This window comes from Pseudovibrio denitrificans JCM 12308 (assembly GCF_001310815.1).
In the GTDB taxonomy this organism is placed as follows: Bacteria; Pseudomonadota; Alphaproteobacteria; order Rhizobiales; family Stappiaceae; genus Pseudovibrio; species Pseudovibrio denitrificans.
The window spans coordinates 1-878 of the sequence record NZ_BAZK01000081.1 but is presented as its reverse complement, the minus strand read 5'-3'; the positions used below and the strand labels follow the sequence as shown (position 1 = coordinate 878).

1 protein-coding gene is annotated in these 878 nt (G+C 45.9%); it reads left to right on the top strand.

Features of this window, described 5'->3' with window-relative positions; genetic code table 11:
- Positions 1–570: 570 nt before the first annotated feature.
- Positions 571–878: hypothetical protein (locus JCM12308_RS27525; RefSeq protein ID WP_164845411.1), on the top strand; the 308-nt coding region annotated here is incomplete at its 3' end.

The following is an 878-nucleotide window of genomic DNA, read 5'->3' as shown; positions in this document are numbered from 1 at the left end:
GATTTGATGGGCACAGGTTATCGGGAAAACCTCCGAGAGGATCTCGTGGCGAACTCCTTATAAAAGTCACAGCAAGTGATGGAAAGGCAACCATCTCTGACACATTCAAACTAACAACTCTAGCAACTTCAACTGGTTCTATTTTTTCAAGACCAAGCGACGACTAGTCTTTTAAGATATCTGCGTGATCGAATAAATACACTCAAGTAAGTGCTTTGAGCTCTAACACCAGCCCATTAAGCCCCCAATAAACGGCCTGGGTTCTGACTTATTAATAAGCATGCTACCGTTGGCAATATAAAGAGATTCAAATTTAAATTTGATCACGCAGACATGCCTATTCCTCCTACAAAAGCTGATTTGCCAGGCATATTCCTCCATGAAATCTACATTCCACTGAGTATATTTCATGAAAACAGAGACCTATGGCATGAGAACTACACACTCTAGAAGCCATTCGAGAGTTTGGCTCATGCATCACATTGATCAGCATTATCTGTCCTTTTTACTCCCTTGAAAAGAACATGATAAAACTACAGCCTCAACCAGTTTCAATTGGTTGGGCTGACTATGTTTTCCAAATACTCCCGTGATCATCATCTGGCTGGCCAGGCATCTGGCCACAAGCTGAAAGCGGTGTTTCTTACCGCGCTATGCGCCGCTATGGTCTTTAATAGCCCGGCCAGTGTCGCCCTGGAAAACGATACCTCGGTCTCTCCGGATAAAACCTACACCCAACACACCAGCAGCTTTGGCGCCTTGACCCAAAAGGTGCCCATCGAAGTGCCCCAATACCATGGTCTGGAACCTTCCCTGTCCCTGAGCTACAGCTCAAGCAGGGTCAACTCCTATGGCAGTGAAGATGTGATCGGGGCTGG